19 protein-coding genes and 1 pseudogene are annotated in these 24,457 nt (G+C 46.6%); 1 reads left to right on the top strand and 19 read right to left on the bottom strand.

Going from position 1 to position 24,457, the window contains the following annotated elements; genetic code table 11:
• The first annotated feature begins 42 nt into the window (after window positions 1-42).
• Window positions 43-444, top strand: a complete 402-nt coding sequence (locus L5M10_RS11330) for a hypothetical protein (protein WP_107402714.1) — start codon at window positions 43-45, stop codon at window positions 442-444.
• A gap of 85 nt (window positions 445-529) precedes the next feature.
• On the opposite strand, the gene L5M10_RS11325 is transcribed toward L5M10_RS11330, so the two are convergent.
• The 19 genes and pseudogenes from L5M10_RS11325 to L5M10_RS11235 form a co-directional block, all read right to left on the bottom strand.
• On the bottom strand, window positions 530-1,723 hold the full coding sequence (locus L5M10_RS11325) for an ABC transporter permease (protein ID WP_263237161.1): 1,194 nt from the start codon (window positions 1,721-1,723) through the stop codon (window positions 530-532).
• Window position 1,724: 1 nt separating this feature from the next.
• A complete protein-coding gene (locus L5M10_RS11320) occupies window positions 1,725-2,942 on the bottom strand; it encodes an ABC transporter permease (RefSeq protein WP_263186532.1) in 1,218 nt (405 codons plus the stop codon).
• Window positions 2,943-3,022: 80 nt separating this feature from the next.
• Window positions 3,023-3,997, bottom strand: a complete 975-nt coding sequence (locus tag L5M10_RS11315; protein WP_168825663.1) for an HlyD family secretion protein — start codon at window positions 3,995-3,997, stop codon at window positions 3,023-3,025.
• The gene (locus tag L5M10_RS11310; RefSeq protein WP_263237163.1) at window positions 3,987-5,369 is read right to left on the bottom strand and encodes a TolC family protein; all 1,383 of its coding nucleotides are present in this window, start codon (window positions 5,367-5,369) and stop codon (window positions 3,987-3,989) included. The genes L5M10_RS11315 and L5M10_RS11310 overlap by 11 nt, the downstream gene beginning before the upstream one ends.
• A gap of 94 nt (window positions 5,370-5,463) precedes the next feature.
• Entirely contained in the window at window positions 5,464-6,912 is a 1,449-nt protein-coding gene (tldD, locus tag L5M10_RS11305; protein WP_113940074.1) for a metalloprotease TldD, read from the bottom strand.
• 133 nt (window positions 6,913-7,045) lie between these two features.
• Window positions 7,046-7,876, bottom strand: a complete 831-nt coding sequence (locus L5M10_RS11300) for a carbon-nitrogen hydrolase family protein (RefSeq protein WP_263148064.1) — start codon at window positions 7,874-7,876, stop codon at window positions 7,046-7,048.
• The gene (locus L5M10_RS11295) at window positions 7,800-12,131 is read right to left on the bottom strand and encodes a YhdP family protein (RefSeq protein WP_263255278.1); all 4,332 of its coding nucleotides are present in this window, start codon (window positions 12,129-12,131) and stop codon (window positions 7,800-7,802) included. Before L5M10_RS11295 ends, L5M10_RS11300 begins: the two co-directional genes overlap by 77 nt.
• Complete coding sequence (gene rng / locus L5M10_RS11290) at window positions 12,131-13,597, bottom strand: ribonuclease G (protein ID WP_168825804.1); 1,467 nt, start codon at window positions 13,595-13,597, stop codon at window positions 12,131-12,133. Before rng ends, L5M10_RS11295 begins: the two co-directional genes overlap by 1 nt.
• A gap of 218 nt (window positions 13,598-13,815) precedes the next feature.
• A complete protein-coding gene (locus L5M10_RS11285; RefSeq protein ID WP_263192960.1) occupies window positions 13,816-14,421 on the bottom strand; it encodes a Maf family protein in 606 nt (201 codons plus the stop codon).
• A 2-nt stretch (window positions 14,422-14,423) separates the two neighbouring features.
• Complete coding sequence (mreD, locus tag L5M10_RS11280; protein WP_105251286.1) at window positions 14,424-14,912, bottom strand: rod shape-determining protein MreD; 489 nt, start codon at window positions 14,910-14,912, stop codon at window positions 14,424-14,426.
• Entirely contained in the window at window positions 14,912-15,916 is a 1,005-nt protein-coding gene (gene mreC, locus L5M10_RS11275; RefSeq protein ID WP_263255277.1) for a rod shape-determining protein MreC, read from the bottom strand. Before mreC ends, mreD begins: the two co-directional genes overlap by 1 nt.
• A gap of 44 nt (window positions 15,917-15,960) precedes the next feature.
• Window positions 15,961-17,010: a rod shape-determining protein gene (locus tag L5M10_RS11270; protein ID WP_105251284.1), complete on the bottom strand. Its 1,050-nt coding sequence runs from the start codon at window positions 17,008-17,010 to the stop codon at window positions 15,961-15,963.
• A gap of 340 nt (window positions 17,011-17,350) precedes the next feature.
• Entirely contained in the window at window positions 17,351-21,115 is a 3,765-nt protein-coding gene (locus tag L5M10_RS11265) for a DUF6701 domain-containing protein (protein WP_263255276.1), read from the bottom strand.
• Complete coding sequence (locus tag L5M10_RS11260) at window positions 21,108-21,584, bottom strand: MSHA biogenesis protein MshP (RefSeq protein ID WP_263223290.1); 477 nt, start codon at window positions 21,582-21,584, stop codon at window positions 21,108-21,110. Before L5M10_RS11260 ends, L5M10_RS11265 begins: the two co-directional genes overlap by 8 nt.
• Window positions 21,574-22,446, bottom strand: coding sequence for a PilW family protein (locus tag L5M10_RS11255; protein ID WP_263255275.1), 873 nt, complete (start codon window positions 22,444-22,446; stop codon window positions 21,574-21,576). The genes L5M10_RS11260 and L5M10_RS11255 overlap by 11 nt, the downstream gene beginning before the upstream one ends.
• Entirely contained in the window at window positions 22,446-23,000 is a 555-nt protein-coding gene (locus L5M10_RS11250; protein ID WP_263176113.1) for a type II secretion system protein, read from the bottom strand. Before L5M10_RS11250 ends, L5M10_RS11255 begins: the two co-directional genes overlap by 1 nt.
• The gene (locus L5M10_RS11245) at window positions 22,990-23,487 is read right to left on the bottom strand and encodes a Tfp pilus assembly protein FimT/FimU (protein WP_263255288.1); all 498 of its coding nucleotides are present in this window, start codon (window positions 23,485-23,487) and stop codon (window positions 22,990-22,992) included. Before L5M10_RS11245 ends, L5M10_RS11250 begins: the two co-directional genes overlap by 11 nt.
• Window positions 23,488-23,659: 172 nt before the next feature.
• The gene (locus tag L5M10_RS11240) at window positions 23,660-24,175 is read right to left on the bottom strand and encodes a type II secretion system protein (RefSeq protein ID WP_263255274.1); all 516 of its coding nucleotides are present in this window, start codon (window positions 24,173-24,175) and stop codon (window positions 23,660-23,662) included.
• Window positions 24,176-24,244: 69 nt separating this feature from the next.
• Window positions 24,245-24,457: pseudogene (locus L5M10_RS11235) on the bottom strand (IS30 family transposase); the annotation flags it as partial.

Below are 24,457 nucleotides of genomic sequence, written 5' to 3'. Positions count from 1 at the left end.
GCAACCGCTTCATTTGTTTTATCGCATCAAAAGGAAGATGAAATGCGTAAAATTACTTTAGTCTCTCTGACCATTGGCAGCTGTTTTCTCGCCGCCTGCGCCGCAAAACCACCTATTATCGCTCAAGAAAAAACCGTTGAAATCGAGGGTGTTAACTTAGTTTTTGGTGGCAGTTTTGATACAGAACGCAAAAACATTTCACTCTCTGTGAATGGCGATTCTGTTATGAAAGGCACTTTCCCGCCTTATACTCCGACTCAAAATTTGAGCGGTAAATACAAGGATTTCAAGATTTCTAGCCAATGCTATTTCGGTTCAGTACTCAGCAGCCAAGGTGGCGCATTTGGCGCGATTGCCGGCGTCATTCAAGCGACTAAGTCGAGCTCAGGCGATAAGTGCGATATGCTCGTCGACGGTAAAATTGTTGAAAGTCTCTACTTCTAAAGATTAATTGCAGAAGTACCTAAACTGCCCCTGTAGAGTACAAAACCTGTAAACACTCGCGAGATACTCTGTCCCGCGAGTCCCATCAAAGCTGATTAGCTTCATCCAACAATCTTGCTCTTCGCTTAATCCCCAACATCGCTAGGCCGAAAAAGACCGCAAATAAGCCCCATAGTTGCAGCCATTTGGGCATCACACTCGCCCAACTTGCGCCCATTTGATTGAGTTCTAACATGCCCATAATCGCGGGTACGGCAGGAATAAACTGTGAGCCGAGTACTAAAGGTTCTGGGATCAGTGCTATCGGCCACACAAAACCTGACACGAATAGAATAGGCATAGAGATCAGCAGTAGCACTTGGGTGGGTAAATCGCGGCGGGTGAACAAGGTACTCATGGCAACACCTGCAGCGGCGGTAGCCAGTAAAAACGGCAATAACCACAGCGCAACTAAGCCAAGGCTCGCTTGAATACTCACGTTATACCAGTGATAACAATAGCCCACATAAAAGCTGGTAAAGAAGATATAAATCAACATGAAAGCAAGAATACGACCACAGACTAATTGCACCGGTGACACCTGCTGCCAATACCCTTTATGCCGCCATTGCCCTGCCCCTAAAATGCCAGTACCTATGAGTAAGGTTTGGTGCAAAATCAGCAAGAACAATCCAGGTACCACATAGGGCGTATAACCTAGGCTCTGGTTAAAGGCAGGAACACTATTAAGATGAAGCGAGTTTAAACTCTCTTGGGCCTGCTTAGGATTTTGTCCTTGAGCAAGCATGCCAATCAATTGCACTTGTTTACCCGCATCCATTCCAGCGCTAACTAAGCCTTCAACAACCGCGGAATAAATCAAAAAGTAACTAGCATCACCGCCATAGCTTAGCGTCACACCTTTACCGAGCAATAAATCGCGGCGGAATCCTTCTGGGATCACGAGTAAGCCGTGGGCCTTACGCGTCTCAATAAAACGCTTCGCCTCGGTAATCGAACCAACTTGGCCTATGACTTGAATTTTTGCGCTGGCATCGGCATGACGGATCAATTGACGGCTTAGGGAAGAATGATCTAAGTCCACCACGATCAGTTGTTGCTCGGTCGGCACTTGATTCAAATAGGGCAAAGGATACAAAACCGAATAAAACAGTACACCGCCAAATAAGGTCACAGCGATCGCTTTATCGCTAATAATGGCCTTAAACTCAGTGAGGATCAGTAGCCACAGACTGAGCTGACGTGGTGTGTTTGCGTGTTCGCTCTTGGATAAATTCATCCTATTGCCCCTTCGCAGATATAGCTGCGTCCGAGTCATAAACCGTCACTGAAGCATTGGTGTTAACTGTGGTAGGCAGTAATTTACGCGACAGAAAATATATCAAAGGTATCAAACAGATAAAGCCCCAATAGCTGGTGATTTGGCTCGCCACACTTGGCCAAGTAGCGCCATAACTCACGATACTAACATGGGACTCAATATAATGGCTCGATGGCATGATAAGTCGCCACCACTGGGCTAATTGCGGCATTTCGTGAGTCGGAAAAGTAATGCCCATAAAGGCAAACGCTGGCGCAAATAAAGCGGTACAAAAGCTGATGACCCGCGCACTGTCACGCATCACTACAAATATTAATAACACTAAGCTCCAGACTGCCAATAACATGACTAATTGCGCGAGCAATAATAGGGCTAAACTCCCCGCCATCGGCAGAGCAAGATACAAATACAGCCAAGCTAAAATAAAGCCGCCCTGCAGCATCAATATCGGCGTAAACAGCACCATTTTCGCCCACACTTTAGGCCAAAAATGTTCAGTTAAGATATTCGACATGCCATCGGCCTGAGTGGTAGGCGCTAAATGCAGCTCTCGATTTAAACTGTTTGCCATCACTAACATAGATAACAACTGCCACAGCGCAATCAGCACTGGCGGTACTAAGAAACCTATGTAATTGTTATTTCGGTTAAACAGGGCTGTTGTTTGGCTTTTGACTGGGCTTAAATTCACTGCGACTTGGGATTTCGGTGTACCATTTGCGAGCTGCTTTAAACCCGCCACTTGCTGTAATCCGTCGCCTAAACTCAGCTGAATTTGGCTTGAGAGTAACTTACCCACCAGCAAAAATTGACTGTTGTAGCGCACATCAATTGTAGGCTTATGACCTGTAAGTAAATCCTTTTTCATATCATAGGGAAAAACCACAATAGCGTAGACTTTCGCCTGTTGCATCGCGCTTATCGCCGAGGATAAGTCGGTAAAACTTTGCGGATCGGTAACCGGGTTTGCCTTAAGCTGACGGGTCAACATGCGGCTCAATTGACTATGATCTTGGTCGACAATCGCCACGGGCAGTTGCCTTGGCAGACCTGCACTGAATAACCACCATAAGCATAAAATCCCCAGTAGTGGAATATAACTTATCAGCGCTAACTGCCAAGGGTCATGCCATAGGGCACGCAGCTCACGGCGAACTAACGCTGTGAGCAACGCCATAAAGCTTATGCTCGATGGCTGTAATTCGTCCTTAATCTTGTCCGCCGCGTTGGCGTGAGGCGTACGTTCAGTCACGACTTTTACTCACTGCGCAGCAGCACAGACATGCCGACACGCAGATCGGTAATCGGCTGGTTTGGACGCAATTCCACTTCAAAGGTTCGCATATCAAAATCATGGCCACTTTCAGTCGAACGCCAAGTGGCAAACTCACCCATCACACTGATATGGGACACAGTAAAATCCACATCCTGCCCGAGTGCCGGAATCGTTAATTGAATTTTTTGACCTTTTTTGAAACGTTTAAGTTGGTCTTCTCGCACTTGGAACACGGCCCAAGCATCCTGCATATCAATCAAACTGACAATCGGAAAACCACTGGGTGCCAATTCACCCGCCTGTAACAGCACGTCGCTGATCTCACCCGATTTAGGTGCGCGCATTTGGCTATCTTCCATAATGGCGCTAACTTCTTTCACTGCACCTTCAGCCTTACGGGCATTACCTGCAGCAGCCACTTTGGTTTCCGTCCGCGCGCCTTCTTCTGCCATTTGATACATGGCTAAGGCAGCTTGTTCTGTGTATTTTGCCGCTTGCCATTGGGTAAAGGCTTCATCGCGTTTTTGTCTTGCCGCCACACCTTCGTTAAATAAATTTTCGACTCGGGTATAAGTGGTTTTAGCGAGTGTTGCTGCCGCCTGCGCCTTGAGCCATTGCTCCTTGGCTGCCATCACTTCTTGGCTGCGAGCACCGTTGTTGGCTTCAAGCTGCATCGCCTTAGCGGCATCACGACCACCTTCGGCCTGCATTAACTTTGCATCTAGCTCAGGACTGCGGATCGCGAATAATAAATCCCCTTGGGCCACACTATCACCGCGGCGCACGAGCACTTGTTCGACTCTGCCTGGCACCTTGGACGAAACATTGTACTCACGGGCTTCAATCTGGCCCTGCAACAAACTCGGCTGCGGGCTATAAGCGAGCTTGAGTCCATAGGCTAAGATAAGGCCTAATGCGACCAACGCCACAAGGGCAAGTATTCTGTTAGCGCGCATTGTTTGTCTCCTGCTCTTGAGTGCGGCCTATGGTACGACCGATAAATTCATCTAGTTGACCACTAATGGCCATTAATCTGGCATAGGCTTGCACGTAACGATAACGGGCAGCCAATTGCTGAGTTTTCACTGCGCTCAGTTTCAGCTCCGCATCGACTCTGTCGATAGAGGTTGAAAGCCCTTGATTAAAGGCGATGTCACGCAGGCGCAGGTTTTCAATAGCAAGTTCGAGCGAAGTATCGAGCGCCGTCACTTCTTCCTCGGCCTGTAATAATTGGCGATAGCTTTGATCCACCAGCAGGCTCAAGTCTTGTTTAGTTTGTGCCTTGGTATAACGAGCTTGTAAGAGTGCACTTTTCGCCGCTTCAACCTTACCACTACGACCATCTCGGCTGATCAGTGGCACATTGACCCCAACCCCAACCATCCAGTCAGGTGTGATGCTCGTCAAGAGTGTGTCTTCTTCATACAAGGTGTAGTTACCGAAGAGGAAAACCGTTGGATGGTATTTACCTTTTTCCAACGCTATTAAACCGTTCGCTTGCGTTTCTTTCGCTTCGAGTAATTTGAGCGCCGGATGTTGGCTCAGGGTAATTTGGCTGAGTTGAGCGAATGAAGGAGCCTGTGGCAGTACAAATAAGGGAGAATTTGTGCTCACCTGACTTTGCTGTAGCATACGAGCCAGCGCGATCACTGCCATTTCGTGTTGCCGACGAGCACTGCCTAAATTGACTTTAGCATTGTCTAGGGCGACCTGCGCATTGAGGCGCTCAACCTTCGCAATTTGCCCTTCGCGCTCTAGTGCTAAAGCATGATCAACATGCTTAGCTAACGAGCCAACCAGATCGGTCTGAGTATTCACCAATGCCAACGTCACATCGACAGCGTAATATCTATCCACCAGCAGGGTAAATAAATCACGAGTAGCCAATTGTAATTCTTGTTGCTTCTCGGCCACCATAGCCGCGTGTATACCTTGAGCCGCAGTGATCTGTCCGCCCGTATAAATCGGCCACATTGCCTGTAAGCTGGCGCTAAAAATATCTTGTTCACTTAAGGGCAGCGGCGGAATACCCGCAATAATGCCCCCAAGCGATGGCGGGATAGAAATCACAGAATTTAATTCTTTCAGATCAAACTCAATCGGTTTATCCAAATGAATATAGTTACCGCGAATGTCTAATGAGGGCAAATTTAAGCTCTCGCCCGCCTCTTGTTCACCCTTAGCGCGGTTAACTTCCTGCGATTGCGCTTGCAACTTGTCGCTCACCTTCAGCACTTGCTGCCAAGCATCAGTAAAGCTAATCGGCTGGGCATAGCCAGCCAAAGGCAATGATAATAGGCACAGCCATACCACACGTGATAGTTTCATTAACACCTCTAGAGTAGTTACTCTAATTTCCTTTGCGAATGATAACATTCATGGTGGGCAGCGACTAGAACCCATAAGCGTAAGGTTCTAGGTTTTATGCTGTTCCGCCCACGGTAAGCTTATCGAGTTTTAGGGTCGGTTGACCCACACCCACAGGCACACTTTGACCATCTTTACCACAAACGCCCACACCTTGATCTAAAGCCATATCGTTACCGACCATAGAAATCTGGCTCATAGCCTCAGGGCCATTACCGATTAAAGTGGCCCCCTTAATGGCTTGAGTAACTTCACCATTTTCAATCAAATAGGCTTCGGATGCTGAGAACACAAACTTACCCGAAGTGATATCGACTTGGCCACCACCAAAATTAGGGGCATAAATGCCTTTCTTCACCGATTTGATAATCTCACTGGGATCAGACTCACCGGCCGTCATATAAGTATTGGTCATACGTGGCATAGGCAAATGTGCGTAGGATTCACGGCGGCCGTTACCCGTTGGCGCAACACCCATTAAGCGAGCATTGAGTTTGTCTTGGATGTAACCCTTTAAAATACCGTCTTCAATCAATACCGTTCTTTGGGTTTGTACACCTTCATCGTCGATACTCAGTGAACCTCGACGATTAGGCAAGGTGCCATCGTCGACCACTGTCACTAACTTAGACGCAACTTGCTGACCAACCTTGCCGCTAAAAGCACTGCTACCCTTACGGTTAAAGTCGCCTTCTAAACCATGTCCAACCGCTTCGTGGAGCAATACACCGGGCCAGCCATTACCTAACACCACTGGCATTTCACCCGCTGGTGCATCGATGGCATTTAGATTGACCTGCGCTTGACGCACGGCTTCGCGGGCAAAGGCGAAACACATAGGTAAACCTGTGTCATCGCTTGCCATTAAAACACCGTAGTCATGACGACCACCACCACCGGCGCCGCCACGTTCACGTTTACCGTTTTCTTCCAAAATCACGCTACAGTTAAAACGAACCAGAGGACGGATATCGGCCGCCAGAGTGCCATCACTCGCAGCAACGAGGATTTCTTCGTGCACACCAGCAAGGCTAACCACCACTTGAATAATCCGGCTATCTAGACTGCGAATAAACGCATCGGCTTCTTTCAGCAGGTTGATTTTTTTGACTTCTTCCATCGCCGCAATCGGATCTAAGCTGTCGTATAACGCCAATGCTTTTTGACGTTTAAAGGCTTGTACCTGAGTCTGCTCACCCGCACTAGCAATGCCACGGGCAGCCTGTACTGCAGCGCTTAAGGCGGCAGGAGTGATGTCGTCGGCATAGGCAAAACCCGTTTTCTCACCGCTGATGGCCCGCACGCCCACACCGCGTTCAATATGGAAACTACCGTCTTTGATGATGCCGTCTTCCAGCACCCAAGATTCGTGGCGACTACCTTGAAAATAGAGATCGGAATAATCGATTTTGTGCTGATGTATGGTGTTTAGATAGGTTTGCAGGCCATCTAACGCTAACCCATTCTTCAATAAACTTTGCTCTACTTGTGCTAAAAATGGCATCTATGCTCTCTTTGACCCCAAGGGATCTTGATATTCTGAGTGTAAATTCGGTGTACTAATTCTATGTGTTAATGCTGCGTATCGACTCAAGCGCAAATTCAGCATTTCAACTCGTCTGCTGGCTATTGGCACATTATTTCAAGCTTGGTTCAAGGAAACGATTATGCTGCATGACGAGCATTTTACTGCGAATACTGTGCAGTTCGGTTAAGTCGACCTCAGCCTGTACCCAACCCGTACCGGTTTTAAGTTCAGCCAAAATATTCCCCCAAGGACCGACTATCATGCTCTGCCCCCAGGTTTCTCGACTGCCTTCGTTATGCTGTCCCCACTGAGCTGCAGCAAGAATAACGCATTGGGTTTCAATCGCTCTTGCCTGTAACAATACCTGCCAATGGGCTTCCCCCGTCACCTTAGTGAAGGCAGAAGGGACAGTAATAATCTCAGCCCCCGCAAGGCGCATCGCCCTAAACAAGTCGGGAAAGCGTAAATCATAACAGATGGTTAAGCCAATTTTGCCAAAAGGTGTATCGATAACGCTAATGTGATCACCGGGGCAAAAGGTTTCGCTCTCGCGATATTGTTTTGTACCATCGGCAACATCCACATCAAAAAGGTGTAGTTTATCGTAATACCCTAAAGTATCACCTTTATCATCAAACAGATAACTGCGACTATAGACACGACCATCCTCAGCCAACGCCGGAATAGTCCCCGCGACCATAAACACCCGATACTTGGCGGCCAGTGCACTTAACGCCGATTTGAGCGGACTCTGATGAACATCGCCCGCATAGGCAAGTTGCTGACTTTCATGGCCACCAAACAGTAAACTGCATTCGGGTAACACGACTAAATGGGGCGCATCGACATCCCGTTTGAGTTCGTTAAGCTGCGATTCGATAAACTGCAGATTGGCGCTGACGTCGCGACTGCTCTGACATTGCAACAGGCTGATATGCATTTTGATCTCCCTGAATTTGCTTAATCGGTTCTACTGCTGGCTGATTCTCTGGTGTGGCATGCGTGTTCGGCGCTTCAGGCGAAGGCGTCGCTTGAGGTTGCTCCCGCTTTAAATCGAGCGCTTTAATTTGATCTGTTGCTGGCTTTAGCTCTTCTGACTTTGATTCTTCAGATCTGGCCTCTTCAGGCTTAACGTCTTGTGGCTCGAGCGCTTCTGGTTGTGTTTCTTGAAGCTGTGGCTCAGATTTAGCGTTGCTTGGTTTGACTTCAGTTGACTGAGCTTCAGTTAGCTTAGCTTCTGTTAATTGAGCCTCGGTCGATTTAGTTTCTACCGGCTGAGTGATATCGGCGTTATGACTCGCGGCTTCAGTCGGCACCGCTGGGCGCTCAACGCCAACCACAGGTAAAATAGATTCTGGAATTTCAATCTCTTTACTCTTACGCTCTAACTCTTCGACCACAGGCTCTGCCATAGTCCCTGTCACCCGAAAACGAATTTCTGAAATCACTTCAATCACAGGCTCAAGCACTTTTGTCAGGGCAAAGGCCCCCAGACCCAGTGTCCAAGCGCTGGTACTGAGCAATACGACAGTCGGCACACTTGAGGCCAATTGCGGCACAAAGCGGATATCGTAATTCAAACTTTCAGTGGTGAGATCCGTATAGCCACGCACCTTCATATTACCCGCGATGGCATCCATTTCAGTGTCTGTGGTTTTCACCACGCCATTATCAATCTGCAGATTGCCATTGAAAGAGTTGAAATACATGCCCTGACCGAAGACATCGGTGAAATCCAGCGACAGTTTACGCACCAGAGAATCTAAACTGAACAGGGAGAAAATCCGCGCGCCCTTGTCACTCACCTGAGATAAGTGGCCTTTGCCTAAGTTGAATTTCACCTTGCCATTTAAGGTTTCGAGGGAGAAGGCATAGGGAGCACCTTGCCAAGATAAGTCCGCATTAACCTTCAAGGGGGCTTCATTAACGCCAGGCTCTATACCCAATTGAGCAGATAGATAACTAAACTGAGTGGCATTTAACTCAACACTGAGATCAGTTTTATTCTGTCCAGCCTGTTGCTGCCAAATGCCACTGCCCTGCAAATTGACATTGGGCGTAGTCAAAGACAATGTTTGAATCTTATATCCTGCCGCTTGTGGGCTCGCCTGCAAAACGAGCTTTCCAAAGGATTTATCGAAGAAACGAAAATCTTCCACATTCACTGCAACTGGCGGCAAGTTAGTGAGCACTTGATCACTGGCAAAATCGGCATCCGTGTTCGGCTTTACCTCAGGTGAAAAATAGAATTTATTCGCCACAACTTTGAGACCTTGAGTTTTCCAATTTGGATAGAAATCGATCCAACCGTCAAATTCGTTGGCAACGGTATTAAAACGCCATCCCGTCTCGTTAGGCTTAGCATTAAGCCTAAGCTCCGTCAGTTGTTGCCCTAAAAGATCGAGCCGACCGATATGAGAATCGATACTCGCCACCGCGGGAAATAAACTTTTATGGGGAATATCATCTACTAAAATGCCCGTTTTCGGTATTTTATCTTGACCAACAAAGGCATTAATCACAGGTAACCATTCGGCTAATTTGGCCTTACCGAGATCGATTTGAATATGACCTTGTTCCGTATTTCTGACTTCATCCTCATCGAATAAACGCCCCAATAACAAGTCAAAATAACTAAAATTTGCGCCTTTATCGGCATCGAAACCACCGATAAACTCGGCATGACTGGCAAGTTTGACATCGAGCGTCGCATCATCTTGATCGCCAACAAACTCGGCGACTAAAGGTCGTGGTTCATTTTCGGGTTTAGCAAAGTATCCAGGGAGTAACAGTTGCGTCCCCAGCATATCCGAAGTCACTTTGGCTTGGATTTGATAACCTTGCTCAGTAAATAGCATAGTCATAGCGCCGTCCCAACTGATTTTGCCCTGATAAAAATCACTCAAGGGATTGTGCAATTCATCGGGGAGACGGCTGAGATCCCAACGACTTTTCAGCGAAAGATTAAGGCCAAAATCTTTACCTTTAGGCTGAGTGTCGAAAGTTAAACTAAGCGGTTGTTCGAACAAGCGCGCTTTAATGCCTTTTCCTGTCACAACCTCATTCGCAAAGTCGACTACACCAGTCACGCCATGAAGTTGAAGCCCTGGCTGAGCAATATATACCGGTGTATTATCAAAACGGATTTGACCACGAATATCTTCAGCTTCACCTTCATACAGTGGAATGCTGATGTCTAAAGTGCCAGTAACAGCACCTTGCACTTGCACGACATCTAAGGTTTTGCCTACTGAGCTCGCCAAAGGTGAGGCTTGTAACACCTTAGTCGCCGCACTGCCTTGAGTAGCAAGTTCGGCTTCAATCCTTAGCAGCGTCTGTTCACCAATGGCGGGAATAAATACATGGGCCCCTGTGGCATCCACATTCATCAGCTTGCCTTGGTTTAACCAAAGATCCATGCGGGTATTTTCAAACAAAGCGTTAAGGGACAGATCTGTGACCGCAGGCCAGTCGGGTTGAAACTGAAATTTGGCATCTGTTAAGGTAAATGCTGCCTGAAATACGCCGCTATTATCGTCGAAGGGAAAACCACTTAACGGACCACGCCAAACAACTTGCGCATCTTGGGTCTGACCCGCTTTAAGCCCAGTATCCAAATACTCGGCCAGTGATTCACCCATAGCCTTATTAGGGAAATACTTGTCGGCATTGGCCACATTGTTGATACGAACATTGGCCGCCAGCGCCATGTGTGCAGCACCGCTAAAGTCCAAATTCAATGCCGCATCAACGCCGATATCTTCGTTTTCAAGCTGCAACTGAGGCACATTTAAACTCAGATGTTCAGTATCGAATTGACCATCAATTGGCGCCCCATTGAACACTAATGGCGCCGAAAATTCATCGCCAAAATCAAGAGTGTACACTTGTTCAGGTAGAGAGAAATACAGCGTCTTATCTTGCCAGCGCAGGTTCACATCTACAGGATGAGTATTGGGAATACCGTCAACCTTCTGCCAATGCAACTGCTTCACTTCGGTACTGGCGAGCAAAGGATGGTCGGCTTTTTGATACAGGCGGATTGGTCCAATATTCGCCTCGGGAGCTAACGCATGCCATTGACGTAATACGGCTCTATCGACTCCAGGAAATAGCGGCAGCAGCGGCAATAGACTCTGAGTATTAACTTGATTCACATAGGCAAATAATTCATCGTTTTGACGCTTCGCGGCCAGCGTTAATGCCGGCCAATGCTCACCATTGGTGACAAAATCCAGTCCTGAACTTTGTACTTCCCAACCCGTCGCCTTTGGCTGCCAAACAATATCGCCCGCTTGAATTTCAAATTTCTGCGGCTCTTGCTTTAATGTCCATTGCAGCCAGCTCGGCTCAAAATGAACCATAGCAGAACTGATGCTGCGGTCGGCAAACGTAAGCCAAGCCTTAAGATTGACAACCCCTTCTAAGGGTAACTTTTGAGTGGAATCATAGGGATTAGGTTGACGTGAAGCCCATTCACCTAAGTCTAAAGAGTTAGCCGCCAAATAAATCTGCCCAGTCAAACTGTCGGGATTTGCACCATCGCCATTGATATCTAACTGTAATCCGAGAGACTCATGCTTAGAGGCATGACTATCAAGATACAATTCTCCCGCACCGCGGTGACGTTCACCCTGATTGCGCCAGTTCAAATGACGAATATGGATCGGGCGAAACTCTTGGTGCATGCTCAGCAATTGCACTGTGGCATTGGTTAAGGAGAATCTATCGAGTTGTTTGAGTAATAGGGCATAGAGCCAATCGAGTTGCGGGGCTTTATTAATTGTGGCGGGATCGTTCTCGGTAAGTTTATCCATGTCTAAAGCGACATGGACACCCACAAAAATAACATCTTCGATTCGCGGGGTGAGCGTGAGCAGCGATTGCCAAAAATCTAACTTCACTTGTACGTTCTTGATCATCAAGGTCACAGGCAGTTGTTCCTGTGGCGGGATCACTAAGTCATCGATGTTAATTGCAGGGCCAAATGCCTGCCAATGGGCGGATAACTCCCCCACTTGCACATCGACTTTATATTCGCTTTTTACGTAATTCACCAGTTGCTGGCGAACTTCATCAACCTGCGGTAATAAGCCACGGATCAAACTGACGGCAAGCGCAAACAAGACCAAAATAAGCGCCAGAAATTGCCAACAAAAACGGCTAAATTTTTTTGCAGTAAAAAGCGTAGCCACTACATCATCACCACATCATATTTGTGCTGTGAGTACATAGGCTCATTTTGCAAACGGATGCGCTTACCTATGTAAACCTCAAGTTCAGCAATAAGATGATTATCATCGGTATGCAGACTTTGATACACGGCAGGCGAACAGTACAACAGGAACTCATCAGCATCGTAGGCACGGTTTAAACGGATTATTTCGCGAAAGACCTCATAGGAAACCGTCTCGACTGTCTTCATGCTCCCCGTGCCATGGCAGGCCGGACATTCGCCACAGACGACATGCTCTAAACTTTCTCGGGTACGCTTACGGGTCATTTCGACTAGACCTAACCCCGAAAAACCACTCACATTGGTTTTCACCCTGTCTTTAGACAAAGCGCTGGTTAAGCTGCTAAGAACACGAGCCTTATGATCCGCCGTCATCATGTCGATAAAATCAATAATAATGATGCCGCCGAGATTACGCAGACGTAACTGCCTCGCTATCGCTTGGGTCGCTTCGAGGTTGGTATTAAAAATGGTTTCTTCAAGATTCCTGTGCCCCACAAAGGCGCCGGTATTGATATCCACAGTCGTCATGGCTTCGGTTTGATCTATGATCAAATAGCCACCAGACTTGAGCTCGACTTTACGGCCGAGTGCACGTTGAATTTCGTTCTCCACATCGTAGAGATCAAAAATAGGCGCAGGCCCTGAATAATGCTCAATCTTATCGGCAATCTCTGGCATAAACTCCTGCGCAAAAGACTGCAACTCGGCAAAAGTGCGGCGAGAATCCACTTGAATACGGTCCAGCTCAGTACCGACAAAATCACGCACAATGCGCACAGGTAAGGCTAAATCTTGATACAGGAGCGACACACCACTGCGTTTACGTCGCTCACTCACCTTTGACCAAACTCGGCGTAAAAATGCCGCATCTTGGGATAACTCATCTTCCCCTACGCCTTCGGCGGCGGTGCGGATAATAAAACCACCGTCATCATCAACATAGGGCAAAGTAATTTGTTTGAGGCGACTGCGTTCTTCTTCTAGTTCAATACGCTGGGAAACACCAACATGGCTAGAACCTGGCATAAAGACTAAATAACGGGAAGGCAGCGTGATATCGGTCGTTAGGCGTGCGCCCTTAGTGCCCAGCGGATCTTTAACCACTTGCACCATAATGTCTTGCCCTTGACGGACTAACTCGGCGATATCACGAACAACGAAATGACCTTTCTCAACATCGGCGACACACTCAGTGTGTGGCACTATGTCGGACGCATGTAAAAAAGCCGCTTTATCTAAGCCAATATCGACAAAGGCGGCTTGCATACCGGGTAACACACGGCTGATTTTACCTTTGTAAATATTACCCACTAAACCCCGTTTCATACGGCGTTCAATATGGACTTCTTGCAGCACACCATGCTCAACTAAAGCAACGCGCGCCTCAGATGGAGTTACGTTGATCAGTAATTCTGAACCCATCTTGCGCTGTATTTTATTTGGATTTAAGCGACTGGTATTCACGACTCACCCCATTCGGGAAACTAGATTAATTAATCGAAGTTACAAACTCTCTAAGCATGAAAACCGAATAAAGGAACAAGGTCAACGTCATTGGAGTACTCGATTCAGAGCCCTAAACGCCAATAAGGTTCATTCTAACCTCAAGCCAAAATCGCAATATAAGCAACCAGCAGCAGTTAAATAAAGCCAACTTCGGCTAACAACTCACGCGTTTCAACCAGAGGTAAACCTACAACGCCAGAATAACTGCCTTCAATTGCAGCCACAAAGCAACCGCCGAGCCCTTGAATGCCATAACTGCCCGCCTTATCCATGGGCTCTTTTGAAGCCACATAAGCCTCAATGTCAGCTGTCGATAAAGCGCAAAAACGCACTTGTGTTTCAACTAAGCGCACTGAGATTTTTAAGGTTGAGTCAGACTCGCCTGCTTTGTAGGTCAGTGCCACAGCCGTCATCACAGTATGCGTTCGGCCAGACAGTTCACTGAGCGTTTGCTTAGCATCGGCCACATCCAGCGGTTTGCCTAATATTTGATTTTCAAGCACTACGATAGTATCAGAACCTAATACAGCAGGCTGTGACATATCTGCGCATAATGCCAGTCCAGCTTGGGCTTTTTCAGCGGCTAAACGTCGTACATAATCCCTTGGCGCTTCGCCCTGTTGCACAGTTTCATCAATATCAGGTGCCACTTGCGTGAAACTAAACTCAGGACGACCGAATCCAATCTGTGCCAATAATTCTTTGCGACGTGGCGAAGTTGAAGCTAAAACTAAATCCACAGTTAACGAACCTTATAATGACGTCGAACCCGACGTAAAATCCAAAATATCCAAGGCCAGATCACTAATCCTGAAATCGCAGGTAAAAATAGATCCGTTTTGAAAACAGCCTCTTGCATCACAAATTCAACCCAGTAAATCACTAAGTGATAAATACAAATCAGTAGCATGATCACTAACGACTGCTGCCATTGAGGGAAGTTTCGCAAACGCTGGCAATGCAAGATAGCGATATAAATAACCAAAGACATGGCTAAAGAGCGCACACCTAAGGTGGCTCCCAATAAAATATCTAATACTAGGCCTAAAACCCATGCGGTTAAGATGTTGTATCTGTGGGGTAATGCGATAGACCAATAGAGAACAATCATTAATAGCCAGTCTGGACGCCAAGCATCAACAGCACTTGGCAAAGGCATGATCTGGCTGATCACGCCGATAAATAATGTCACCCAAACAATAAAGCGCCCATTGGCGGCCTGAAAACTCATTAATGCACCTCAGCCACAGGAGGAGTGGTTTCCGTTGACGATTTGGTCGCAGGCGCGGTCACAGGTTTAGAAGCCTCTGCTGGCGTGACACTTCCGCCAGCAGGAACAGCGCTATCTGCTTTTGGTACATTATCGCTCGATGAATGATCCGCAGCAGACACGGTAGGCTGACTCGGTAAAGTCACACCAGAATCGGGGGATGGCCAAATCAACAATAAATAACGAATACGATCTAAAGCCGCTAAAGGCTGGGCGGTAACTCGAGCGTAACTTTGACCATCTTCAGTCAACACTTCCATTACCCGCGCGACCGGATAACCTTCCGGGAAACGATTCCCTAAACCTGAGGTGACCAGCAAATCGCCGACACGAATGTCAGTACTCTTGGCCACATGGCGCAACTCTATTTCATCTAACTCACCCGTACCATTGGCAACAAGGCGCACATCATTACGGGTGATACGCACAGGTAATCCGTGTGATACATCGGAGAGCAATAGCACCCTACTGGTCATTTCACTGACTTGTACCACTTGGCCAACAACCCCTTGGGCGTCGACCACAGGCTGCCCAACAAATACACCACTGCGTGAACCATGGTTTAACACCGCATAGTGATGGAAAGGATCACTAGCAACCTCCAATACTTCAGCCACCATTTTGCGCGAATCAAGGTAGGCTGGTGAGCCCAACAGTGCGCGCAAACGTTCATTTTCTTGGCGTAAGTGTTCGAAACGCTGTAAGCGTTCACTCATCAGCAATTGCTGCCTGAGCAGCTCTTTATTCTGCAACGCTAACATATTGCGGGTGGCAAAATTTTCAGACGACCAGTCAAGCGCAACACCGGGCACGCTCGCTAAATACTGCAATGGACTAAAAAAAGAGGATAACGATTGCCGTACAGGATCGAGGCGATGATTAGCCACGAGCAAAGCCACCGACAAAATAATTGCCAGTGTCAGACGGAATTGGTTTGAAATACCACGAACAAAAATTGGCTTCATAGGAAAGCTAAGGCGGTGATTAACCGCCCCATACCGAAGTTAAATTAGGTTTCTTCGGAGAACAGATCGCCGCCGTGCATATCAATCATTTCGAGGGCTTTACCACCGCCACGTGCTACGCAGGTCAATGGATCGTCCGCCACCATTACAGGGATTCCGGTTTCTTGCATTAATAAACGGTCTAAATCACGCAATAAAGCGCCGCCGCCAGTTAACACCATACCGCGCTCAGAAATATCTGAAGCTAATTCTGGTGGAGATTGTTCTAACGCCACCATCACAGCACTTACGATGCCAGATAATGGCTCTTGTAAGGCTTCTAAAATTTCATTGCTGTTCAGTGTAAAGCTACGAGGTACACCTTCTGCCAAATTACGGCCGCGGACTTCGATCTCGAGCACTTCATCGCCAGGATAAGCAGTGCCGATAGTGTGCTTGATACGCTCAGCCGTAGCTTCACCAATCAAACTCCCGTAATTACGGCGGACGTAGTTGATGATCGCATCATCAAACTTATCACCGCCGATACGGACTGAAGACGAATACACTACACCATTAAGTGAAATAATCGCGACTTCAGTGGTACCACCACCGATATCCACCACCATAGAGCCGGTCGCTTCAGATACGGGTAAACCCGCACCAATCGCAGCTGCCATTGGCTCTTCAATTAAATACACTTCGCGAGCACCAGCGCCCATGGCTGATTCACGAATAGCACGGCGTTCTACTTGAGTAGCACCAACAGGCACACACACAAGCACGCGTGGACTTGGACGAAAAAAGCTATTGTTGTGCACTTGTTTAATAAAGTGCTGCAGCATTTTCTCCGTCACATAAAAATCTGCAATGACACCGTCCTTCATTGGACGGATAGCTTGGATATTGCCAGGCGTTCTGCCTAGCATTTGTTTAGCTTCTGTGCCGACCGCGGCAACAGATTTCTGACCGGAGCCACTACGCTCACCACGTATAGCAACAACAGAAGGCTCATTGAGGACTATGCCTTCGCCACGAACATAAATTAATGTGTTAGCTGTACCCAAATCGATCGATAGATCATTAGAAAAAATGCCGCGTAGCTTCTTAAACATGTAACTAGCCTGTATTCTGTGGAGTCAGAAGAAAAGAAAAATCAGCTAACTTTATCAATGCCACCCTGATTCCACAAGACCGAGGAGGTTAACAATCGCTAATGAAGTGATTTTTTTTCAAATCGCCACGTAAAAAACAGTATTTAAGCGGAAAATACTGTTTATTGACGAAAATATCAGCAACAAAAAACGAGTAAACATACAATTCAGCAACAGATATAAAACTAAGGCATTGCATTTAAAATCTGTTACAAGCGTTTTCGTCGACTTCCAATAAGTGAAATGGCAGCCCATTTCAAGGGAAAGCCTGAGTTCAATTTAATGAGAGAAATAACTCAGATTAGTTTACCTCACGCCAATAGATTATTTTGTCATGCCCTCGATAACGACCCAAATACGCACTTGCGCGCGGTTCAGTGACCTCTGTTGGCGATACGCCATTCCAATTCCAGTACCATTCTAGCCATGTCGGCACATCCAAGGGCGCCGTCACTTGGCCACGGTATGGCAACCCACTTGTTGTAACGGCTTGCCAGAGCAACTCAAATTGGCCAGCTTGGAATGTTGCAGTCCCGCCAGAACGCACAACACTTTGTCCCGCCACTAAGTCGGGATCAAAATTGTAACCAAGAGCGGAATTATCAACCTGCGAACCCAAAGCATACACTGCCGTTGTGCAGTTATCGGCAGTATTTAAGGCCCAGCTGCTGCCATTCCAATATTCGGCTCGAGTCGGCATACGCAGTATTTCTGTCTCAGGACCATAGGTGTTATCCATCACCACACGGCCATGACGAAGGGTTTGAGTGCTGATTTTCTTAGCATTACAGTTAGTGCAAGTGCCTGTAGATGCTGCATCCATGTCTGGTGAGGCCACATAGCTGTAAAGCCCATTCGGCCGAGGATCGTTATCCATCAATTGCACGCCAATATCGAGCAGCTCGAAGGGGCCATCCTGATACAGATTCGTCGCTACATTTGGGGTCACCCGGCTAAAGTTAGCTTGGTAAGAAGCATCGACCATCGCCACACCTTGATTCCAACTATCAGCCTTTATAGGTAAGGCACTTAAGCGACTCTGTAAATCGACACCATTATTGTTGTTTTCTCCCACTAATTTGGCAGTGGCGAGGGAAAATGGCGGGAAATAGTTTTTCGTTATATCCCCCGCGATATTTAAAGCACTGAGCTCCATCGACATAGGGAACAGCTGATCCATATAGCTAAAGCTGCCACAGGCAGGTATGACCGATACGTTACTGACTAAAAATCTATCGGGCACAAAACGGCCAATATTAGCTGAATATCCAATTGGAATATTTAAGCTGCTTGCCGTCCCTAAATAATTTGGGCCCGCCTGCGCTGCAATTTGGAATACTCCAACTTCGCTGATGGTCTGATTACTGATGGTATTGAGATTATTGGCCTGCGCCGAGTGGCTATAGGATGCCACGCCTAACGCCCCATCAAGTCCGCCGTTGGCAATGCTTGGCGCAACGACTTTACTGGCAAGCTTCATCTGCGCATCACTAAAGTTAGGCGTGGGTAAGTTGCCCGAACAAAAGTCCGGATCGCCATCTTTTTCCCATGCCATCGCTTGCACCGTCATACCAAAGGTTTGACCCGCTTTACGATAAACATTACACGTCATATTCGCACTTGGGCAACTGGCACTGGCGTCCACAGGCTTAACACACAATCCCGCGGGTACGCTGACAAATTGGTCTGAACCTGCCATGACTAAGCCCTGTTCATCACCAGTACCTGTATATTTTGCATCTAATTGTAATTTACCTGCATCAGGGTAATTGACTGAAATGCTTGCTTGTCCGTTGGTATCAAACAGCAGGTTCACCGCCGTAGGCAAGACACTCGAGGTGCCAATTGCCGTATTGTTGATGGTGACGGCTTTAGACGAGATAGGCGCGCTTGGCGTTTGGTAACTGCTCCAGAAATTCAGCGTTTTGGTCTGGCTTTGGAAGCTTGGGATACACTGCTTCGTCACATCGGATTTTTTCACCGCTTTGACCAACACATTAATAGGTTTATTGGCCAATTTATCGGGCACGTCGAAGATAAACCCACTGTCGGCGAAAGCCAGTGAGCAAGCATTCTCGCTCAAGGATCCTGAGCCAACTCTACAAAGGGTTTTGCTTAATGGTTTAGTGGTGGGATTAGAGCCTTTTACACCCAAGGTCACTTTACCTGGGATATTACGTCTTAACTGTAACTGAGTACTGCCATTACTAAAACTCACTTGATTACCGCCAACCCATATTCCTTCGGAGGCGGATTCGGGTAACAAGGTTGCCATCAAAGGATCGGTAAAGAGCTGGCTACAACTGGCGTTGGCACAGGCTCGAATCGTCACGGTTTCGGGATTACAGGTTAATCCCTGCCCGGTATGATCAAACTCAAAATGATCGATTTGGGCGCCAATAGGGTTAGATTTCAAGGCACAAATTTGCACATTATCAATTTCATGATTGTTATTTGAGCCACCAGTAGATCCCGTAAGTGACATCAAGAAGTCACTGGGGGTCGCCGCTTGCCCTGATTGTGCAATCGCATTAAAAGCAGGGATTAAGGTGACAAACCCCGACCCCGTATTACGTTCAACCTTCACTATCGACTGGCCCGAAACCTGCGAATCTATAGTAATTTTATATCTATAGGCTGGCGAGACATTGTTACCATCGACCGTGGGAGATAAACAGTTGCCATTGGTATTACTGCTGCCATTGTTACAAGTCCCCTTCAAATAACGGTATCCTGAGGTACCAGTACCAGAGCCACGCACCGCAACAGATTGACGACGTTGGCCGATATTATAACTGCCACCTTCACCGGAGAAGTTACCAAACTCATCGATCCCAATACCCAACCAGCCGCCAGCAAAACCGCTAATCCCTGGCTTATAGCCATAACCTAAGGGACCGCCAAAGGCACCGGGTTGGGGCGTTATAGAAGCATCCGATAACACCACCGCAATGCCATCGGCACCATTACCACCATAGGCATAATGATCAAACTGGATCTCCACTAGGTTTGCCACGGCAGGAAATAATCGTTGATAGGTCGATGCAGTAGATTGATTAGATAAAGCTTCAGTTAAGCGTAAACGGCCACTACGAATCGATGGAGTAAAAGTGCCGCTACTGCGGGAAACGACCCAATCACTGCTTAGTGTAGTTTGGGAAAATGTATCATTAAAGCATTGTAAGACTGGTGCACCGGCATCATAAATCACCTTACTATTGCTCTCTAGGGTGACGTTTTTAGCACTGAGACGACCAGTTAAGACAGTGGTTTCTTGTAATGTTGCGTTACCAGCAACGTAATAACTCCCTTGAACTTTAGCACTACCTCTAACCAATAAATCATTCTTAATATAGACATCTAATGTGCTTAACCCTATAAATTGCGATACTCCATCGATGATGAAACTACCTTTAATATACAATTTTGTATCACCCGTACCCACTATATTTAATGTGCCTGAATTAAGATTGAGATCGCCATCAATGATATAAGTTTTACCAGCTTTTAAAGTCATAATGCTCGAATTAAAAAAGGTCAGATCTTTTATAACGTATGTTGAATAAGCCTCTGATACGGTGACATTACCGCCTGTATTAATCGTTAATGCGCCTATATCCCAACGACTACTATTAAATCGTTGACCATAACCCGCTGTCGTTCCAAGCTCTACAGAGGGCGTTGTCCAATTGGCTACAATATTGGTTGCAGAAGTAGAGCTATTGACAAAAGTGGGTGCAGCCCTTGCCAAACTGGGAGTCCCCGAAATCTGACACTTCCCTATACCACAAGCATTGGCATTCATTTCATGGTAATTTTTTACCGTTTTAAAGCAAACATCTAAAACATTATAATTTTCAATTAGCGCACCGCTTTGCATATAGAGTTCGCCGCTACTACTAAAACTCTGTATTGGCCCGGGGAAAACACTATTACAATCAATTGCGGCATAAGTTGGCGATGAGGTAAGAATAAAAAAGATAAACAGCAAGTTAGGCAATAAGCAACGCATATAATGAATTTGATAACGTGGTGCCAAGTTTAATATCATCAAAAGTCTAACCACGGGCTTCTACCTCAACTTGTCGGCTGACGCGAATCTCACCACTCTCACATACCGCTTTACTGTTAATTAGATATTGGGTGACAGTGTCTACGGCATATGCTTTACAACTAAGTTCAACACGGCAAGCATGAAAACCGACTACATTCGGTGGAGTCCAAGAACTGCTTGCCAAACAAATACCTACACTACCGTTTAATGGAAATAACTGTGCTAACGCGGCATCGGCGCCACTGTTCGCGGCGGCAAAGGCACGAGTCCCCCACACCTCCTGGGTTAATCCAGTATCGCCATCCTGCACAATATTGATCAGGGCTGACGCCAGTAGAAACATCACTGTGATCACAAACACGCCAATAATCAATGCACTGCCGCGTTGACGCGCAGGTAAAGCATGAGAGGACGATCTTGATAGTGATGATCTGGATGCTGAGTTACGCCCTACCGAGCGACAATGTGAATTAAGGAACATTGATCACCTGCACTTGATGTCGATATTGGAACGTCTCACCATTAACATTAAACCGCGGTTGTAAATGCACCATGGCATTATTCACTAGGCTAGATGGCGTTAAAATCAGCGGTAAATCAGCACCATTATTTAAAACATTTGCCACACTTTGCGCCATTAGCACGCCCGTGCCCATAGTGGCAGGCATAGCGGCAGGATTTGGCTGAATGGCATTAAAGCTATAACCAGCATAACGCAATAATTGTAATTCATTGCCGCTTGGCCCCTTTTCAAAGCAATAGCTCACTGGACTCGAACCAAAATAGATCCTTTGTCGTGGTGATGCTTCTGCAAAACGTGTTGGCGCAGTAAAAGTCAGCGTCACTTGATGCTCCAAAGGGGAAGGCGAAGTCGCAATCGTTTTAACCTGTGCCCGCTTTTGTCTCGCGCTGCTATACACATCGGCATCAATCAAGGGATAGATCCAAGCGAATTGATTCACACGAATCGCACTCACCGTATTATCTAGAATAACTATCCCAGTGCTCGCGGCAGCAGCAGGCACAATTGGCATGGTTAGATAAGTCGTGCTGGCTTCGATAGGCACAAATTCAATACATTGATAGGTTAGCGAATCAGTATTAACTCGCAGGCTATTAGGCAAGGCACTACGCAGCTCACGGGTCATTCGCTCAACGGCAAAACGGCTCTGACTTAGCACTTGATCGACTGAACTCGACTCAACAAAAATCCGCGTACCAAAAATAATAAAACTACTCACCCCGACCACGAGAATCCCCAGAATCAAGATAACAGTGACCATCTCGACCAAGGTAAAACCTAGTGTGGATTTTTTATTAACCGCAGATAAAGGTGAGGCCATCAGTAATTACTCCTCACCATATTGTAAGTAATCACTTCGTTGTCGGGCGTAGTCACATTAATCGTCACTAGCTTAGTATTGGACACTGCGCCATAAGCAACGGTGACGCTTAAGCGATAGTTAGGATAAGCATTTGCATAGGTTTGGGTCGAATTGAGCATAGTCGCGGTTTCATTTAAGCCGTTGTAATCATCCACATCGTTAAAGTTGTTACGACTCTCACCGAACTCAGGGCCTAATGACGTTGAACAATTACTACCGAGCGGACTACCACAGGCTGGTGTGCCACCATTGGCATTAGTGTTTTGATCGTAACGTTTACCCCAGATTTCATTCATCACCGAATGTGCAAGCTCAGCACTGCGTACTCTATGTAAGGTACTGGCCGCACGATCAGCTTGGGGGAATAACATGCTGGTTAGCATCACTATCGCAATGGCAATCACCAGCATGCCAATCACTAATTCGATAAGGGTAAAACCCTGCTGTGGTTTGGCTTTTTTGGATGCTTTTACTGATGCTTTGCCCAATAGCAACCGAGGATTAATTCGCATAAATATAGCCCTCGGAGGAGACGTTAATCATCACAGTGTCATTAGCAATCACATTAATGCATGGCCCATTACAAGCCAACGAAGTGCTACCATCGATATCGAAATCGAGGCTGAAGTTGCTGATATTAGTACTGTTAGGGCCTACTAGCACTAATTGAGCACCACCTTGAAAAGCTTGGGTATAAAGCGGGTTTGGCGATAATGCGGTACCAGAACAAACCGCCCCATTTCGGGTAGAGAATTGACTCACTTGATAGCCAGTGCCAGAAACGGTTACACGAAAACACCTGTCGGTATTATTGAGCGCTTTTTGCTGTACTTGACGCAGCTCGCTAATGAACTCGTTACGTAAACTATACACACTGTAGGAAGACTGAGTAAACAGGCGTGGCAGTACAACCACAGCAAGAATTGAAATCAAGATGATGGTCGTTACTAATTCTACTAAAGTAAATCCGGCCTGTTTTGACATAGAGAATTTAAGCATCACTCGCGTTAATTGCTGATTTCATGTACTAGGTTCAGTTTCTGCCAACGATATGATTAACGCAAATAAATGTCGGAAAACCCTGGGCTGGCTCATTTATTTAACATCATGCAAGAACCGTATTTTATCTAAAAAAAAGGCCTGCTAGGCAGGCCTTTTGATAACAGTTGAATTAGCAACCACTATCCGTAATCACATATTTAGGAGGCTCAGCAGGAGTAACAGTACCTGTTGTTACCGCTACTTTTGCTTCAGTGTAAGTTAAGAAGCAATTAGCTGGAGCACCATGAGCATAAATTTTCGCAGAGCCAGGAGTCCCAGTTGTTTCAGCAATTATCCAATCAGCTGTAGTTGCCTGTGTTCCACCGCTAGCAGCTTCAACATCAAAAGTAATGTCCATTCCAGCTTCTAATGACAGTTTAGTTGAACGCATATATCCATTGATGACAGCCACAGTACCAGAGTCTAAAGTCACTGTTTGAGAACCAACCTCTTTACCTGTTAACGCCGCTTTTGAGTAAACTAGACTATTAGCCCCTTGAATTGCGCCTTTTAAACCTTGCAGAGTTGAAGCTCTTGCATCACCTTGCAGGTTAATAAACTTAGGTGCCGCTGTGACAGCAAGAATACCTAAGATGATGATCACTACGACTAATTCAATTAAGGTAAAACCTTGTTGTCTTTTCATATAAAACTACCTTTCTTTCTAAGTGAGTACTCGTGCCCGAATTCAACCCCGAAGTGCGACACTCGACAATTAAGCAGCTAACTGGTGAAACACCACGGCAGGCTGCTTAAACTTCAAACACTTTTTGGGTCGATAGTTAATTCTATTCTGAGCAAATTCGATTAATTCATCACTCACTAGCCTCAAATCAACCCCTTTTTTGACGTACTGCCGCAGTAATCCATTGGCGTTTTCATTCGCTCCTCGTTCACAAGAACGATAAGGGTGCGCAAAATATACCTG

It is taken from the genome of Shewanella sp. SM32 (assembly GCF_025654235.1).
Classification (GTDB): domain Bacteria; phylum Pseudomonadota; class Gammaproteobacteria; order Enterobacterales; family Shewanellaceae; genus Shewanella; species Shewanella oncorhynchi.
Note: the sequence above shows the minus strand (reverse complement) of the source record. Positions and strands in the feature narration are given on the sequence as shown.

Excerpts from the sequence above, each read along its gene's own strand:
- L5M10_RS11255 (WP_263255275.1), bottom strand. The coding sequence starts at position 22,446 with ATGGCCTCACCTTTATCTGCGGTTAATAAAAAATCCACACTAGGTTTT.
- L5M10_RS11240 (WP_263255274.1), bottom strand. The coding sequence starts at position 24,175 with ATGAAAAGACAACAAGGTTTTACCTTAATTGAATTAGTCGTAGTGATC.
- L5M10_RS11250 (WP_263176113.1), bottom strand. The coding sequence starts at position 23,000 with ATGCGAATTAATCCTCGGTTGCTATTGGGCAAAGCATCAGTAAAAGCA.
- L5M10_RS11330 (WP_107402714.1), top strand. The coding sequence starts at position 43 with ATGCGTAAAATTACTTTAGTCTCTCTGACCATTGGCAGCTGTTTTCTC.
- L5M10_RS11325 (WP_263237161.1), bottom strand. The coding sequence starts at position 1,723 with ATGAATTTATCCAAGAGCGAACACGCAAACACACCACGTCAGCTCAGT.
- L5M10_RS11320 (WP_263186532.1), bottom strand. The coding sequence starts at position 2,942 with ATGGCGTTGCTCACAGCGTTAGTTCGCCGTGAGCTGCGTGCCCTATGG.
- L5M10_RS11245 (WP_263255288.1), bottom strand. The coding sequence starts at position 23,487 with ATGCTTAAATTCTCTATGTCAAAACAGGCCGGATTTACTTTAGTAGAA.
- L5M10_RS11260 (WP_263223290.1), bottom strand. The coding sequence starts at position 21,584 with ATGTTCCTTAATTCACATTGTCGCTCGGTAGGGCGTAACTCAGCATCC.
- mreD (WP_105251286.1), bottom strand. The coding sequence starts at position 14,912 with ATGAGTTTTCAGGCCGCCAATGGGCGCTTTATTGTTTGGGTGACATTA.
- mreC (WP_263255277.1), bottom strand. The coding sequence starts at position 15,916 with ATGAAGCCAATTTTTGTTCGTGGTATTTCAAACCAATTCCGTCTGACA.
- L5M10_RS11315 (WP_168825663.1), bottom strand. The coding sequence starts at position 3,997 with ATGCGCGCTAACAGAATACTTGCCCTTGTGGCGTTGGTCGCATTAGGC.
- rng (WP_168825804.1), bottom strand. The coding sequence starts at position 13,597 with ATGGGTTCAGAATTACTGATCAACGTAACTCCATCTGAGGCGCGCGTT.
- L5M10_RS11310 (WP_263237163.1), bottom strand. The coding sequence starts at position 5,369 with ATGAAACTATCACGTGTGGTATGGCTGTGCCTATTATCATTGCCTTTG.
- L5M10_RS11270 (WP_105251284.1), bottom strand. The coding sequence starts at position 17,010 with ATGTTTAAGAAGCTACGCGGCATTTTTTCTAATGATCTATCGATCGAT.
- L5M10_RS11300 (WP_263148064.1), bottom strand. The coding sequence starts at position 7,876 with ATGCATATCAGCCTGTTGCAATGTCAGAGCAGTCGCGACGTCAGCGCC.
- tldD (WP_113940074.1), bottom strand. The coding sequence starts at position 6,912 with ATGCCATTTTTAGCACAAGTAGAGCAAAGTTTATTGAAGAATGGGTTA.